We start from the raw sequence: 14,718 nt of genomic DNA, 5'->3' as shown, positions 1-14,718 counted from the left end.
GAATGAATCGCGACCAGCTCAAAAAACTCGAAAATGACCTGTGGTCAGCAGCCGACAAACTCCGCGCCAACTCCGATCTCAAGGCCAGCGAGTACAGCACCCCAGTGCTCGGTCTGATCTTCCTGAAGTTCGCGGACAATAAGTACCGGCAGCACCAAGCGGCAATCGAGCAGGAATTCAAGAAGCTCCAGAGCACGCGCCGTGAGCGTACCTTGGAAGAGATTGCCATCGAGAAGTGTGGCTTCTACCTCGATGCGAAGGCCCGCTACGACTACCTGCTGAACCTGCCCGAGAAGGAAAACATCGCCAAGGCCATCCGCGCCGCGATGGCCAGCATCGAGAAAACCAAGCCCGAGCTGCTGGGCGTGTTGCCGCAGGAGGAGTACGACCGCTTCACCCGCAGCCCCAAGAACCAGCACATTCCCAAGGACTTGCTCAAGCTGTTCTCCGACATCCCGGTGGACGCTACCGGCGACGTGTTCGGCCAGATCTACGAGTACTTCCTCGCGAACTTTGCGCTCAGCGAGGGCCAGGGCGGCGGCGAGTTCTTCACACCGCGCTCCGTCGTCAAGCTGATGACCGAGATCATCGAGCCCCATGGGGGCAAGGTGTTCGACCCCGCCTGCGGCTCCGGCGGCATGTTCGTGCAGTCGGCGGATTTCATCCTCCAGCACCAGGCCGACAAGGCGGCAGACCTGGACGTGTTTGTCTGCGGCACCGAGAAAACGCTGGAGACCGTCAAGCTCGCCAAGATGAACCTCGCCGTCAACAACCTGCGCGGCGACATCAAGCAGGCCAACACCTACTACGAAGACCCCTTCAACGCCTTCGGCGCCTTCGACTACGTGATGGCCAACCCGCCGTTCAATGTGGACGACGTGACGCTGGACGCCGTGGAGAAAGACCGCCGCTTCAACACCTACGGCGTGCCCCGCAACAAGACCAAGGCAAAGGCGTCGGGCGGGAAAGATGGCAAGGAGAAAGCCGTCGAGACCGTACCGAACGGAAATTATCTCTGGATCAACCTCTTCGCTACCTCGCTCAAACCCGGCGGCCGCGCCGCGCTGGTGATGGCCAACTCGGCCAGCGATGCCCGCCACTCCGAGGCCGACATCCGCCGCACGCTCATCGAGCAGAACCTTATCTACGGCATGCTCACGCTGTCGTCCAACCTGTTCTACACCGTCACCTTGCCGGCAACCTTATGGTTCTTCGACAAGGGCAAGACCGATGACAAGGTGCTGTTCATCGACGCCCGCAACATCTTCACCCAAGTGGACCGCGCCCACCGTGAGCTGAGCGACGAGCAGATCCAGAACATCGCCCTCATCCCACGTCTGCACAAGGGCCGCCGCCAGGAGTTCGTGGACCAGGTGGACCGTTACCTGCACCAGGGCATGGCCCAGCTCAAGGAAGCCGCCGAGCACCTGCCCGCCTTGAGCAAGCGACTGTTGGCCGTGCTGGCTGAAGAAGCCGCAGATGCCCTGGCCAGCCAGACCGCCCGCGATGTCATCGCCGCGCTGCAGACCCAGTGGGGGCAACTGGCCGCGCTGGAACAGGCCCAAGACCAGCACGAACGCACTCGCGGTCAGAAGCACAGCGTGGATGAGCGCAACAAAGCCCAGCACACACTGCGCGCCGAGTTCACGCCCTTCTTCACCGGCCTGCATGCCGCGGTGAAGGCGCTGGACAAGGCCATCCGCGAGATGGACAAGCGCAAGGCCGAGGCCGCCAACGCAGACGGAAAGCGCGCCACCGCCAACCGCCAGACCAAAGGTGTAAAGGTCGGAGTGCAGGCCCTGCACGATGAGTTGAAGGCCGCCGAGCTGTACTACCAGCATGTGAGCTGGCTGCAGGAGCGCTTCCCCCAGGCCGCTTACGAAGACGTCACCGGCCTCTGTAAGCTGGCCAGCCGCGAGGAGATCGCTGAGCAGGATTGGTCGCTGAACCCAGGGCGGTATGTGGGTGTGGTGATTGAGGAGGATGGGAAGACAGAGGAGGAGTTCGCCGACGAGCTGCGGACGGCTCACGAAGAACTGCTCCAACAGAACAAGGCGGCGGAGGCACTTCAAGACGTGATCGCGAAGAACTTGTCCGCACTGGTGGAGTGAACATGGTCTCCCGCGAGTCCGAATTCAAAACGCTCACAGAAGTCGGAACCTTGGGCAGAGGAAAGTCCAAGCACCGACCGCGCAACGATCCTGACCTCTACGGCGGCGAATATCCGTTCGTCCAAACGGGTGACGTTAAGCGCGCGCCGTTCTATCTGACGGAGTACACGCAGACCTACAACGCGAAGGGCCTAGTGCAAAGCAAGCTTTGGCCGCCGGGAACTTTGTGCATCACGATTGCGGCCAACATCGCGGATACGGCAATTCTTGCGATCCCTGCGTGCTTTCCAGACAGCATATTAGGGTTCACACCTCATGCGCTCAAAGCTGACGTTCGCTACACGAAGTACTGCCTTGATGCGTTCCGTGCACACATGGAGCAAATCTCCAAGGGCACGACGCAGGACAACCTCAGCATGGACAAGCTGTTGAAGCTGAGGTTCTGGTTCCCCGCCTACGAGCTGCAGCAGAAGATTGCCGCACTGCTCACCGCCTACGACGACCTTATCGCCAACAACCAGCGCCGCATCGACTTGCTGGAGTCCATGGCCGAAGAGATCTACCGCGAATGGTTTGTTCGGATGCGGTTCCCGGGTTGCGAGGCCGCCACCTTCTCGAAAGGTATTCCCGAAGGCTGGGAGGTGGTGCCGCTTGGGCGACACTGCCGTGTCGTTAAAGGCAAGTCCTACGCCTCAGAGGATCTGGTCGATGACCCGGCAGCCATGCCCTTCGTGACGCTGAAGTCTTTCAACCGAGGTGGTGGTTACCGTGCTGGCGGCTTGAAACACTACAAGGGTGAGTTCAAGAGCGAGCAGTTGGTCAAACAGGGAGACATCGTCATGGCAGTCACCGACATGACGCAGGACCGGGTTGTCGTCGGGCGAGCCGCCCGCGTGCCAGACCTCGGCGAGAGGGGCGCTGTCATTTCGCTGGATGTCATAAGGTTGGTGCCAAAGAAAGTCGACCCGACGTATCTCTACTTATTCCTGCGCTTCTCCGGGTTCGCAAACCATATCAAGGAGTTCGCAAACGGGGCGAACGTTCTTCACTTGAAGCCAGACCTCATCCCCGCGCAAGACGTGGTGATGCCGCCCCGCGCCTTGCAAGATCGGGTATCACTGATTGCAGAGCCGATGCTTCAACAGGCGGAGCAACTTGCCCAGAGCTCCCGAAGGTTGAGCGAGATGCGCGACGCCCTGCTCCCCCGCCTGATCTCCGGCAAGCTCCGCGTCGATGCGTTGGACATCCAGTTCCCGCCCAGCATGCAGCCGCCGTCAGAGGCCGCGCAGCGTGAGGCGATAGCCCGTTAGCAGGTCTTCTTCTCCACAACCGGCAAAACCAGGGGGGTGCCGTGGCTGCCGCTAAGAATTTCATCAGCGAGGACGACATCGAGCAGGCCCTGCTGCAGCGGCTGCAGCACCTGTGTGGCTTCGATGCACTGAACTGCTTCACGGCCCAGCCAGACGACCTGAACGATGGCTCGGGTCGCGCGGACAAGCGCGAGGTCATCCTGGCCGATCGGCTGCGCGCAGCACTGGAGCGACTGAACCCGCAGGCCCCGGCTCACGCGGTGGACCAGGCCCTGGCCCAACTGGTGCAGCCGCGCACGGCGATGAGCCTGGTGGCAGCCAACCGCGAGATGGACGGGCTGATCCGCGACGGCGTGCCGGTGACCTACAAGCCCGAAGCCGGGCCGCAGGCGGGGCAGACGGTGATCGAGCGGCTGAAGGTCATCGACTTCGACGCGCACGACCTGCGCACCGGCCGCAACCACTACCTGGCGGTGAGCCAGTTGTGGGTGCGCGGCGAGCATGGCTACCGCCGGCCTGACGTGCTGCTGTACGTGAACGGCCTGCCGCTGGTGTTCATCGAGCTGAAGAACAGCAACGTGAAGCTGCGCGCAGCCTTTGACGACAACCTCACCACTTACAAGGCCGAGATCCCTCAACTCTTCATCGCCAATGCGCTGTGCCTGCTGAGCAATGGCATCGAGACGCGGCTGGGCAGCATCACCGCGCAGTGGGAGCACTTCTTCACCTGGCTCCGGGTGGACGACGAGAAGGAAAAGCTGGACCGCCCGGCCATTGCTGCCCAGGGCCTGAGCGTGGAGCGTGTGGTGCTGGGCCTGCTGACGCCGGAGCGGCTACTGGACTACGTGGAGAACTTCTGCGTGTTCTACCGCGAGACGCAGAAGGTCATCGCGCAGAACCACCAGTTCATCGGCGTGAACAACGCCTTCGAGCAGTTCAGGCACCGGCGCGAGCTGGGCGGCAAGCTGGGCGTGTTCTGGCACACCCAGGGCTCGGGCAAGAGCTTCTCGATGGTGTTCTACACGCGCAAGATCTTCCGCAAGCTCACCGGCAACTTCACCTTCGTGGTGGTGACGGACCGGGACGACCTGGACGGGCAGATCTATCGCAACTTCCTGCACACCGGTGTGGTGGCGCCCAAGGACGACGTGCGACCCAAGGGCAGCGCGCAACTGCGCGAGATGCTGGGCAAGAACAAGCGCCTGGTGTTCACGCTGATCCAGAAGTTCCGCTTCGAGAAGGGCAAGGACTACCCGCTGCTGTCCGACCGTGACGACATCGTCGTCATCGTGGACGAGGCGCACCGCACCCAGTACGCCGGCCTGGCCGAGAACATGCGCGCCGGCCTGCCCAATGCCAACTTCCTGGCCTTCACCGGCACGCCGCTGTTGGGCCAGGAGCGCAAGACCAATGCGTGGTTTGGCGACTACGTGTCCGAGTACAACTTCCAGCAGAGCGTGGAGGACGGCGCCACGGTGCCGCTGTTCTACGAGAAGCGCGTGCCCGAGGTGCTGATCCAGAACGACGATCTCAGCGAGGAGTTCGCCGAGATCCTGGAAGACGAAAACCTCGACGGCGAGGCGCAGGAGAAGCTGGAGAAGCGCTTTGCGCAGGAGATGGAAGTCGTCAAGCGAGAGGACCGGCTGGACACGATTGCACGCGACATCGTCTACCACTTCCCCCGCCGTGGGTACCTGGGCAAGGGGCTGGTCGTCTCGGTGGACAAGTTCACCGCCGTGACGATGTTCGACAAGGTGCAGGCGCTGTGGAAAGCCGAGATCAAGGCGCTGAATGGCCGCATCACCGCCACGAGCAACGACGTGGAGCGCCAGCGGCTGAAGCAGCTAAAGGCTTGGATGGGCGCGGTGCAGATGGCGGTGATCGTCAGCGAGGAGGCGGGCGAGGAGGAGAAGTTCTTCAAGAAGAATCTCGACATCAAGCCGCATCGCCAGCGCATGAATGCCTTGGACGAGCACGGCCACGACATCGAGTTCAACTTCAAGGACCCGGAGCACTCGCTGCAACTGGTGTTCGTCTGCGCGATGTGGCTGACAGGCTTCGACGCGCCGACGGTGAGCACGCTGTACCTCGACAAGCCCATGCAGGGCCACACGCTGATGCAGACCATCGCGCGGGCCAACCGGGTGAGCGGCCACGAGATCCTGGGCGTGGCCAAGCGTCACGGCGAGATCGTGGACTACTACAACGTCTTCCGCCGCATGAAGAAGGCGCTAAAGGACTACGCCGCCGGCCCCGAGGACGACGAGCTGCCGGTGCGGGACAAGAGTCATCTGTTCACGCTGCTGGACGAGGCCATGGAGCAGGGCCTGGCCTACTGCCAAAGCCAGGGTGTGCCGCTGCACGAGGCGCTGGACCGCGGCGACGTGTTCACCAAGCTGGGCCAGTTCAACGGCTTTGCCGACACGCTGCTGGCCAGCGACGAGCAGCGCAAGTCCTTCAACATCTACGAGAACACGATCTCCTCGCTGTACGAGGCCTGCAAGCCTGAGGTGCTGGGCCGCAAGCTGGGCCGCGTGGTGTCGGCCTTCCAGTACCTGCGCGGGGTGATGGACAGCATCGTCGAGCAGGTCGACATTGACAGCGCGGTGCAGCGCATCGAGGCGCTGCTGGACGCCAGCGTGGTGGTGGACAAGGCCGAGGCCTTTTCCGCCAAGGAGTTCGAGGCGCAGTACAAGATCGTGCAGCGCGGCAAGGCCTGGGACCTCAGCAAGGTGAACGTTGAGAAGCTGCGCGAGGAGTTCCAGCAGGCGCCGTTCAAGAACATCCAAATCGCCGACCTGCAGGCCTTTCTGCAGCGCAAGCTGGCCGAGATGCTGGCGCAGAACAGCACGCGGGTGGACTTCATCCAGCGGCTGCAGAATGTGATCGACGCCTACAACTCCGGCGCCACCTCCACCGAGAACTACTACGACGAGCTGACCGCCTATGCCCAGGAGCTGAAGGAAGAGGCCGAACGACACATCCGCGAGGGCCTGACCGAGGACGAGTTGGAGCTGTTCGATCTGCTGAATAAGGAGTCACTGACGCAGGAAGAGACCCAGCGTGTGAAGCTGGCCGCCAAGCACCTGCTGAAGCGCCTGGTGGAGGAGCAGCCCAAGGTGCTGATTCAGAACTGGCACCAGAGCGCGCAGACGCAGAAGCAGGTGCGCGCGGAAATCGAACGCGTGCTTGATGCGGACTTGCCGGAAAGCTATGACCGTACCACCTTCAAGCAGAAGTGCGACAACGTCTATGACGTTGCCGTTGAGTACGCGCTGCGCGGCAGGAAGTGGGCAGCATGAGCGCGGGTAGCGATGGATCGCAGTGGATTAGTTCAACAACCGCTGACAGTAACCGACCGCTTCGGGTCGAAAGCTGCCCCCCCCCCGGGACACTGATCAATATCCCCTTGGTCTACGAATCTTTTCATCAGCAATTCCAGACAGGCACGAACTGCATTACCCGAGCAGGTGACGCAGATTCTCCTTGAACGATCATCAGCAACCGGAATGTCTTCGCGGCGGGGCCATTCGCCGGCTTCGCGGCTGAAGCCGCTCCTACCGGGGCTGTTTCCTGCCGGGGTTACTTCAGCTGCGAGGGTGATACGCCGAACAGGCGCTTGAACGCTGCGCTGAAGCTGCTGGTGTGCGCGTAGCCGGCGATGGTAGCGGCGACATCCACCGGTACGCGCTGGCGCAGCAACGCTTGGCGTGCGCGTTCCAGCCGCAGCGTGCGCATGTAGGCAACGATGCTGCTGCCGTGCAGTTGCTGGAAACCGCGTTGCAGATCCACCGCGTTGGTGCCGAGCTGGCGCGCCATCTGCGCGATGCTCAGTGCGTCGGCCTCACCGCTTTCCAGCCACTGATGCAGGCGGGCCACGCAGCGCTGCAGGTGTACGCCGAGCAGCCTTTCGCCGGTGTCGCTGGCCAACGTCTGCAGCACGTCGGCTGCCAGTTCCAGCGCGAAGCTTTCCTGTTGCAGGCGCCGCACCAATGGCAGGGATTGCGGCGCGCTCTCCATCAGGTGCGCCGCCCGCTGCAACAGTGGTGCACCGGGCCGCCACGACTGGTTGTCGGCGTGGCTGCGGCATACCCGCGACAACCGCGCGCTACCGGTGGCATCGCCATCCAACTGCCGGCGCAGCCAGTCATCACTCAGGTGCAGGCTGACCTTGCTTTCCTGCCGGCCCGCCTGCCAATGACGCTGGAAGCTATCTTCCTCGCGCAGATGCACCAGCATCGTCGGCATGCGCCGGTGCGCGCCTTCCAGGCGCAGCCGATGCTTGCCGATGGCCACGTCCGCCTCGCCATCCACCAGAAAACCGGCGGTGATGCCCGGTGCCAGGCGGTTGTGGCTGCAGCCACCGACCATGTCGCGGCTGCGGCTCAGGTACAGCACCACGCCGTCATCGACCGTATGCACCTGCTGCCAGCCGGCCAGCACCGGCGTGGCGTCGGCCATGCCGACATCGAAATCGACCTGGCCGCCCAGTGCATGGGCCGCGGTCATCAGTTCGGCGCAGGTGAAAACCTGCATGCAGGGCATCCCAGGAATGTGGTCGTGCCTAAATTTTCCGTCGCTCCGCCTAAACTTGCAATGGAGTTGGTAACTATTCTCATTTGAGGTCGTGGCGCTCGCCGTGGTCCTTTCTTTCCTGAACAGGTAGCGGCAATGGGTTTGACGATCGACCAGACGGCGGTGATCCGCGCTGTCTTCCATGGGCAGGTAAGCGCGGAGGAAATCCGCCATTGGCTGGCCGACGTGGAACGCCTGATCGTTGCCGGAACGCCGTTCTACTTCATCGCCACCACCCTGCCCGGCGCCAGCTTCTGCGACGACTACCGGGCGATCCAGGCGGTCTGGTACAAGCAGCACAAAGCAGCCTTCCGCAGCTTCTGCAGGGGGCTGGTGCGCATCGCCACCTCGGCCGAGGAACAGCAGCGGCTGGACACCCCGGCGCTGCATGCGGCCTGGGGCGTGCCCTACTTCGTCACCACCGATGCCGCCGCCGGCACCCGGTGGATCGCGCGTCACATGGAGGCCGCCGATGCGCGCTGAGCGCAACGCCGTCTCCGGCCTCGGTTTGAGCGTGATCGTGGTGCTGTACATGGCGCACGCGCTGCCGCTGTACTTCTACAACGTGGCGGTGCCGGCCATCCTGCGCAGCCAGGGCGTGGACCTGCGCTGGATCGGCATGCTCTCGCTGCTGTACCTGCCGTGGGCGTTCAAGTTCCTGTGGGCACCGCTGGTCGACCGCTGGCACCTGCCACGGCTGGGCCGCCGCCGCACCTGGTTGTGGCTGACCCAGTTGTTGCTGCTGGCCGGCATCCTGGCGCTGGCGGTGACCGGGCTGGATCACGGCCTCACCGTGTTCGTCGCGGTGGGCCTGTGGATCTCCACCGTCGCCGCCACCCAGGACATCGCCATCGACGGCTACACCGTCGAAGCACTGGCACCGGCCGAGCACCGGTTGGGCAGCATGGCGCAGAGCGTTGGCGTGGCGCTGGGCAGCATGGTCGGCGGTGCCGGCGTGCTGTGGCTGTATGAAACGCGCGGCTGGAACGTGGCGCTGCTGACATTGGCCGCGATGAGCGCGCTGACCCTGCTTGCGGTGCAGGCGGTGGACGAACGTCCGCGTCCGGCCAACGCCGCTCGCCCCGGTGTGCTGCATGCACTGCGCCGCCCGCAGATCCGCTGGGCGCTGCTGCTGGTGCTGCTGTATCGGTTGGTCGAGGCGCCGGCGATGGCGATGATCAACCCGCTGCTGGTCGACCAGCAGTGGAGCCTGACCGACATCGGCCTGCTGATCTCGGTGACCGGTGCCGGCATCGGCATGCTTGCCGCCGTCGCCGCTGCCTCGCTGCTCAAGCAGCGCAGTGCCGAACAACTGCTGATGCATGCCGGCTGGTGGCGCAGCGCGCTGTATGTGCTGCTGGCGCTGCTGCTGTACAGCGGCGTGCTGGCCAGCTCGCGGTTGGGTCTCGGCGCGCTGGTGATCGCGATGCTGGCCCTGCGCTATGTGGCGATGACCAGCCTGTATGCCCTTTTCATGCGGGTGAGTTCGCGCGAACAGGCCGGCACCGACTTCACCCTGCTGGTCTGCTTCGAGCTGCTGGTGTTCTTCTTCGGCGGTGCCGCTTCCGGCTTCCTCGCCAAGGCCCTGGGTTATCCGGGCTACTACCTGTTGTTGGCCGCTGCGTCGGTCGTCGGCCTGCTGCTGTGCAGGCCGGTGATGGCGCGCCTGGCCGCTCCCTCCCCTTCTCTCTGACGACTTCCCCGAGGACACCATGCGGCATCACGCGGCAACCCTTCCGCTCGCCTTGTTGAGCCTGGCCATCAGCGGCCAACTGCACGCGCAGGGCAACACCCACGTCCAGCAACTGGACACAGTCAGCGTCAACGCCACCCGCGCCGCGCGCAGCGTGGCCGAGATCGCCGGCACCGTGTATCGCATCGACCATGAGCAGGTTGCGCAGCAGATTGCCGCCGGTCGCAGTACCGCCGACATCCTCGGCCAGCTGGTGCCGTCGCTGGCACCGGCATCGGGCACCACCAGCAACTACGGCATGACCATGCGCGGGCGCAGCGTGCAGGTGATGATCGACGGCGTGCCGCTGACCGGAGCACGCGACGGTTCGCGACAGCTCAACAGCATCTCGCCGACGATGATCGAACGCATCGAGGTGATCTCCGGTGCCACCGCGCTGTACGGCGCCGGTGCCAGCGGCGGCATCATCAACATCATCACCCTGCAGCCGGGCGAGCAGCCGCTGGCGCTGGCCACCCAGGCCAATCTGCGCAGCCCCTCGGATGTTGATGGCGACAACCTGGCCTGGAACCTGGCCCAGACCGTGACCTTCCGCAGGAACACGCTCAGCGGCGCGGCCGGCATCAACTACGCGCGCCAGGGCGCCTCGCTGGATGCCGATGGCCGTCGCATCGGCCCGGAGATCGCGCAGACCGATCGGCAGGACACCGAGACCAAGGAGTTCAACGGCCGCCTTGATTGGAACCCTGACGAAAAGCAGCAGCTGAGCCTGGGCCTGCGCTGGTACGACGACCAGCAGGACAGCGACTACGGCCCGGACTACGGCCCACGTCTGGCGGTGCTGTTCAATCCGGCCTATCGCCCCAGCCATTTGGCAGTGAAGGGCCTGCAGCTGGATGAGCAGCCGCGTACCAGGCACCAGGGCATCAACACCCAGTACCGCAACCGCGACATCCTCGGCGGGCATGAGCTGAGCGTGGAAGCGTATTACCGCAACGAGAAGGGCCGTTGGTTCCCATCGGTTTCGGCGGCGGTGCATCCGGCGTTGCCGGGCGGTTTCGCCTATGTGGCGATGCAGTCCAACACCGACATCGACGTGTGGGGCATGCGCAGCGCGCTGCATAAGGCCTTCGACGTGGATGGCCGCGTGTTGCAGCTTTCCTACGGTGTGGACCATGAGCGCGAGAAGGACAGCCAGCTCGGCCAGACCTACGACATCAATGCCTTCATCGCCAGCAATGGCCTGAACTATGTGCCGACCCAGCGCTATGCGATGGGCCCGGACGTACGCGTGGATACCACCGGCCTGTTCCTGCAGGGCGACTACCCGCTGACCGAACGCGTGACCGTGCAGGCTGGCGTGCGTCACCAGATCCTGCGCAACCGGGTCGAGGATTCGGTGCCCTATACCGAAGCCATCGCCGCCACCGCCAACCCGGCCTATGTGCCCAAGCTGCTGCAAGGCGGCAACGTCCGCCATTCGCAGACGCTGTTCAATGCCGGCGTGGTCTACAAAGTGGCCGATGGGCAGCAATTGTTCGCCAATTTCTCGCAGGGCTTCAGTCTGCCCGACACCCAGCGCATGCTGCGCGACGTGCCGGCCAGCTTCGTCATCGACAGCCGCCACATCGGCCCGATCAAGGTCGACAGTTTCGAACTGGGCTGGCGCCGCAGCGATGACGCCGCACTCCAGGGTGGCGTGACCGCGTTCTACAACCAGTCGGACAAGACCGTGCAGTTCAACCGCGACTACAGCGTGTCGGTGGCCGACACCGACGAGCGCGTGTGGGGCGTGGAAGCCAACCTGCGTTACCTGCCCAGCGAGCAATGGGAGTTCGGCGCCAGCGTGGCCAGCACGCGCGGCCAGTACAAGGATGCCAAAGGCCGGTGGCGTGAGCTCAACGCGTTTCGCGTATCGCCGCTGAAGGCCGGCCTGTACGGCCAGTGGCGCTTCGCTACTGACAGCCTGCTGCGCTTGCAGGGTCAGGTCGTCGGCGGCAGCGACCATGCCTGGCGTGATGCGCAGGTGGCGGCGGTCAGCCCGACCATTCGTGCCACGCCGTCGGCCAAGATCAGCGGCTATGCGGTGTTCGACCTGCTGGCGGAGATTCCGCTGGGTGCAGGCCGCTTCAGTGCCGGCATCTACAACCTGGCTGATCGCGACTACAAGACCGTGTACGGGCAGCAGGCGGCGGCGACGTACGGACAGATTTCCAGCGTGCCGGCGCAGGGGCGGACGTTCGGGATCGGCTACCGCTGGGAGTATTGAGGCTTGTGCTTGAAGCCCCTCTCCCCATGGGAGAGGGGTTGGGGTGAGGGTGGGCTTTCTACGAGCAAAGCAGAAGCGCCCTCATCCGCCCCTTCGGGGCACCTTCTCCCCACGGGAGAAGGGCTCACGGGTTTCGTTCAACGCTGTTGCCGTCGCGGCGCCAGAATCTTCGTCAGCAGGTCCGCATCGCCCTCGATGCGGCGCAGGTGTGGATAACGCAGGCCATCGCGGTAGTCGATGCGCACGGTGCGGAAGCTGTCGGCCTGGCGCACGATCAATTCGATCGGCGTGCCGCTCTTCGCATCAATCACCGCCTGCTTCAAACGGCCGCCGCTGTAGGCCAGGCCATTGACCGCCAGCACCGTCACATCCTTGGCCAGGCCTGCCTTGAAGGCCGGGCTTTCCCAACCCACCGCCTGCAGCACGCCGTCGTCACCGACCTTGATGCCCAACGAATACTGCAGGTCGGCCACGCCGTCGGCTTCGCCGTCTGCAACCACGAGATTGGGCTTGTCGTCGTAGTACAGCTCCCAGCCGGCCGCCTTCAGGCCATCCGGTGCGCTGCCATCGCGTGCATCAAGACGCTTGCCGATGAAGGCATCCCAATCACCCGGCTGCACCGCCTCCAGCGCCTGCATCACGTCGGCACGGTCATACAAGCGGATTTCACCTTGCGCACCGCCCTGATGGAAACGCCGGGCGAAGTCGTCCAGGGTCACCTTGCCTTTGGACAAGGCACGCAGGCGCGCGTCCACCCCCAGCCACAGCAGGGTGCTCTCGTTGTAGAACTCGAAAGCGCGCTGCCAATCGGCCCAGGCCTGCGGCTTGGAATTGAAATCGAGGATGCCCTGGTGGACGGTGTCGTGCAGGTCACGCCATTGCCGTCCCGGTTGGCTGGCGTAGTTGGCCTGCAGCTGCGCCAGCATCGCCATCGCGTAGTCCGGCTTCCACAGACCCGAGCGTGCAGCCAGCACCACCGCCCAGTATTGGGTCTGGCCTTCGTACATCCACAGTTCGTCGTTGTGCATCGGTCCGTTGTAATGCGGCACCCAGGTCGGCCGTGGACGCCATGCCTTGCCTACCCACGCATGTGCGTACTCGTGCGGCAGCAGGTCGTTGTCCAGGAATGGCCGCTCACCACGCAGGTAACCGTCGTGCATGCCGTTCTCGCTGGACTGCGCGTGCTCCAGGCCGATGCCACTGAATACGTCCGACACCGCCAGCAGGAAGTTGTAACGTGTGTACGGCCGTGCGCCGAACACCGCGTCGGCTTCGCGCACCAATGCGCGGTGTGCATCGAGCACCTTTGCATCGGCCTGCAAGGCCTGCGGATTCTCGGCGACCACGTCCAGCCACACCGGCTGCTTTGCCGCTTCATCCAATGCAAAACGCTTGAAGTGACGGCCGGCGAACACCGGTGAATCAATCAACGTCATCAACGGTACCGGCTGGTAATGCTCGGTACCGGCGTCGCGACGTGCCACATCCAGTGCGGTGCCGCTCTGCCAGCCTTCGGGCAGGCGCAGTGACGGTTTGACCTGGATGCCACGTGCGTCAATTCCTGCGGGATAGAGCACCACGCGGTGCCACTGCAGGTCCAGCATGTTCGGCGTCATCGCCACGCGTCCCTGGTCTGAAGCGGTGGGCGACAGATACTGGAATTCGATATCCAGCACGCTCACGCCCTCGGGCACCTGCAGCTTGAATGCATACATGTCGCCGGAATCGCGCGTCCATTGCAGCGATTGCCCATTGCCACGGATGACCAGGCCGGCGATCTGGTTGATCGGCCCGGTCGGCGCGTGGTTGCCGGGAATCCACTGTGGATACCACAGCGTCAACGGGCCCGGGGATACCGGAATGCGCTCCCGAACGCGCTGGATGCGGCGGGTGATGTCGCTGGCATCCACCTCCAGTTCGATCACCCCGGGATAGCGGGCCTGCACCTGCATCGCGGCCTGTCGCGCATCGCTTTGCTGCGCCTGCACCGGCAGCCACGGCGACATGCCCAGCGCCATCGCCAACAACCAGTTACGTCCGTGCTTCACCACGCCCCACCCTCCCCGGAAGATTCTGCATCCTAGCCCGCATTCACCCGGGCATGCGCTGCCAGATCAACAGGCGGTTGTTGGCCGGCATGGTGACGTCCTCGCGCAGCATCAGCCCTTGCGCATGAGCCAGCGCATCCACCGCTTCGAAATCGCGGATGCCCGAACGCGGATCACGCGCTTTCAGCCAGCCATCGAAATTCCGGTTGCTGTCGCTGGTGAACCCACCACCGTAATTGAACGGGCCGTAGGCGATGAACAGGGCCTGCGGTGCCATCAGCGCAGGCAGCCCGGCGAACAGGGCCTGCACGTTGTCCCAGCCCATGATGTGCAGCGTGTTGGCGGTGAACACCGCATCGAAACCACTTGTATCACCGGCCTGCGGCAACAGTGGCAGCGGCTGAAGCCCCGGCATTTCGCCGGTGACCGCCTGCAAGGCGATGGCCGGCGGTGTGTTCGGCAAGGCCGCGTCCTGCAACCACAATCCGATGCCCGGCAGGTAATCGGGGTGATCGCTGGCCTGCCAGCGCAGCCACGGCATTGCCGCGGCGAAATGCACCGTGTGCTGCCCGGTGCCACTGCCGATCTCCAGCACATGCCGGGCATCGCCGAGATGCCGTTGCAGCTCGGCAAGAATTGGCTCGCGGTTGCGATCGCAGGATTCGGCGTAGGGCTTGGTGTTCATTGCGGCGGGACCCGGGGATGCAGGCGA

General features: G+C 64.1%; 9 protein-coding genes. 6 read left to right on the top strand and 3 right to left on the bottom strand.

From position 1 onward, the window contains the following. The first annotated feature begins 2 nt into the window (after positions 1-2). The 3 genes from ABB26_RS10695 to ABB26_RS10685 are packed head-to-tail and all read left to right on the top strand — an operon-like array spanning position 3 to position 6,723. Entirely contained in the window at positions 3-2,111 is a 2,109-nt protein-coding gene (locus ABB26_RS10695; protein ID WP_057633937.1) for a type I restriction-modification system subunit M, read from the top strand. A gap of 2 nt (positions 2,112-2,113) precedes the next feature. After that, complete coding sequence (locus tag ABB26_RS10690) at positions 2,114-3,421, top strand: restriction endonuclease subunit S (protein ID WP_057633935.1); 1,308 nt, start codon at positions 2,114-2,116, stop codon at positions 3,419-3,421. A gap of 41 nt (positions 3,422-3,462) precedes the next feature. Then, the gene (locus tag ABB26_RS10685; RefSeq protein WP_057633933.1) at positions 3,463-6,723 is read left to right on the top strand and encodes a type I restriction endonuclease subunit R; all 3,261 of its coding nucleotides are present in this window, start codon (positions 3,463-3,465) and stop codon (positions 6,721-6,723) included. Positions 6,724-7,003: 280 nt separating this feature from the next. On the opposite strand, the gene ABB26_RS10680 is transcribed toward ABB26_RS10685, so the two are convergent. After that, complete coding sequence (locus ABB26_RS10680; RefSeq protein ID WP_057633931.1) at positions 7,004-7,957, bottom strand: helix-turn-helix transcriptional regulator; 954 nt, start codon at positions 7,955-7,957, stop codon at positions 7,004-7,006. A 135-nt stretch (positions 7,958-8,092) separates the two neighbouring features. Here ABB26_RS10680 and ABB26_RS10675 point away from each other — a divergent pair, with 135 nt between their 5' ends. The 3 genes from ABB26_RS10675 to ABB26_RS10665 are packed head-to-tail and all read left to right on the top strand — an operon-like array spanning position 8,093 to position 11,958. Further along, positions 8,093-8,479, top strand: coding sequence for a hypothetical protein (locus ABB26_RS10675; protein ID WP_057633930.1), 387 nt, complete (start codon positions 8,093-8,095; stop codon positions 8,477-8,479). Continuing rightward, positions 8,469-9,689 (top strand): MFS transporter, encoded by a 1,221-nt coding sequence (locus ABB26_RS10670; protein ID WP_057633927.1) that lies wholly within the window; start codon positions 8,469-8,471, stop codon positions 9,687-9,689. The genes ABB26_RS10675 and ABB26_RS10670 overlap by 11 nt, the downstream gene beginning before the upstream one ends. A gap of 19 nt (positions 9,690-9,708) precedes the next feature. Next, the gene (locus ABB26_RS10665) at positions 9,709-11,958 is read left to right on the top strand and encodes a TonB-dependent receptor (RefSeq protein ID WP_057633926.1); all 2,250 of its coding nucleotides are present in this window, start codon (positions 9,709-9,711) and stop codon (positions 11,956-11,958) included. Between the two features lie 137 nt (positions 11,959-12,095). On the opposite strand, the gene ABB26_RS10660 is transcribed toward ABB26_RS10665, so the two are convergent. Both ABB26_RS10660 and ABB26_RS10655 read right to left on the bottom strand, forming a co-directional pair. After that, the gene (locus ABB26_RS10660; protein WP_245626194.1) at positions 12,096-14,006 is read right to left on the bottom strand and encodes a M61 family metallopeptidase; all 1,911 of its coding nucleotides are present in this window, start codon (positions 14,004-14,006) and stop codon (positions 12,096-12,098) included. Between the two features lie 43 nt (positions 14,007-14,049). Next, positions 14,050-14,691, bottom strand: a complete 642-nt coding sequence (locus ABB26_RS10655) for a DUF938 domain-containing protein (RefSeq protein WP_057633923.1) — start codon at positions 14,689-14,691, stop codon at positions 14,050-14,052. Positions 14,692-14,718 lie beyond the last annotated feature (27 nt).

The organism is Stenotrophomonas humi, from assembly GCF_001431415.1.
GTDB lineage: Bacteria > Pseudomonadota > Gammaproteobacteria > Xanthomonadales > Xanthomonadaceae > Stenotrophomonas > Stenotrophomonas humi.
Note: the sequence above shows the minus strand (reverse complement) of the source record. Positions and strands in the feature narration are given on the sequence as shown.